Annotated in this window: 2 protein-coding genes; both read right to left on the reverse strand. The window is 64.2% G+C overall.

The features are described from left to right. The coding region (locus tag GY725_24745; protein MCP4007403.1) for a hypothetical protein at positions 1–786 on the reverse strand (786 nt) is incomplete at its 3' end. A gap of 72 nt (positions 787–858) precedes the next feature. Then, a partial coding sequence (locus GY725_24750) for a hypothetical protein (protein ID MCP4007404.1) occupies positions 859–1448 on the reverse strand: 590 nt, incomplete at its 5' end.

A 1448-nucleotide genomic window follows, 5' to 3' on the forward strand; every position in this document is an offset into this window, starting at 1 on the left:
CGCTGCCGGGGACGGATAGACCGCGATCGCGAGTTGATGCCATTGGCCATCATCGGTTCCCGGTAGCGGGCCGATCGGATGGCCCGACCATCCAACCCGTCCACCCACCGCGGCCAGCGAACCGACCATTCCTCGCCCGTAGCGTTCGTATGCGCTGGCGCCAGAGATCTTCGTTGAGGGGGCGACGTCCTGCGCGTCGTCCCCGTAGACGGCTGTCTCTGCGAACTCGAGAAAGTTCAGCATCCAGATCGGTCGGTCGCCCGCGCGCGCGGCCAGTTCGGTCCAGCGGGCTTTGTCCGGTTGTTCGCCCAGAATGAGTGCGTCGTCGATGAGGGTTTCGAGCTTCCGCGCGTCATCGATCTTCGGTACGGGCTTGCGTCCCAACAGGCCAAGCGTGAAGGGCAGCGTTCGGCCGACCAGTGACTCGATGCGTCCCACGTGCTGTGCCGCATAGGTTCGAATCGACTCGGTGAGGAGTTCAGGCGCCCATCCCTTCCGCTTGGCCAGGGCAATCTGGCAGGCCTGCGTCGTCGGGTACCAGGTGATGACGAGCAAGCGGGTCGCCTGATCGGATTTTGAAGCCCGTTCGTCGGAGACGATCATCGGCAGGAGCACTTCGTTCGCGAGTACCCTGCGTCCACCGACCTCCTCGGCGAGCTGGGTGACCCGCGCGATGAAGGCGCGGTTCGCCTGGGGTGTCTTCGTCTCGACGAGGTCGATGAGTTCGACAGGGAGCTGCGGCGGAATCGACGAGAAGGCTTCAGCGCTCATTGCGGTTTTCGTCATGAATGCTCCTCCTGCCCCGCGAGGACTCCGAGTATCTCCGATTTCAGGGAATGGGTCGTCATACTCTGTAGCTCAGAGCTTCGAGAGCACCGGGATTGTCGCGACCGCCAGCGTGTCGCCGAGCTGCTTGCCGGGTCCGACCCGGTTGATGAACGCACTGCCGATCATCGCGTGCATGTGATCGATACCGGGGTAGTAGACGGCTGCGAACTGCGAAAAACGCTGCTCGCCCTCGACCCGGATCGCGCGTCCCATGTGTATCGGGCCGTATCCGCCCTCGGCCATGCCGCGCATCATCTCCCCGGTGTAGGCGCGATCGGCCGCCCGTTGTTCCGGGGTGCCCGGTCGGATCAGGTTGACGATCACGATGGCGTCGTCCCGGATGTCGCGGTAGTCGTTGAGCTTCAGGATCTCCTTGCGCTTCATCTGGATCGGGGGCAGTGCGTCCTCTTCGGCCAACGGCTGGAAGGGCAGGATCGGCTTCCGGCGAAGGACGATGTCGCGAAGGCGCATCGCGCCCAGCGCGATCGGAATCAGCAGGTTTGGAAGCACTGGGCGCTGGAAGCCGTGCACATAGCTGCGCTCGCACCCGCCTAACACCTGCGTGACTTCGGCGGCCTCGCGCTGGCGCTCGAAGGTCTCTTTGGACGGATACTGCGCCA

This window comes from bacterium (assembly GCA_024226335.1).
In the GTDB taxonomy this organism is placed as follows: domain Bacteria; phylum Myxococcota_A; class UBA9160; order SZUA-336; family SZUA-336; genus JAAELY01.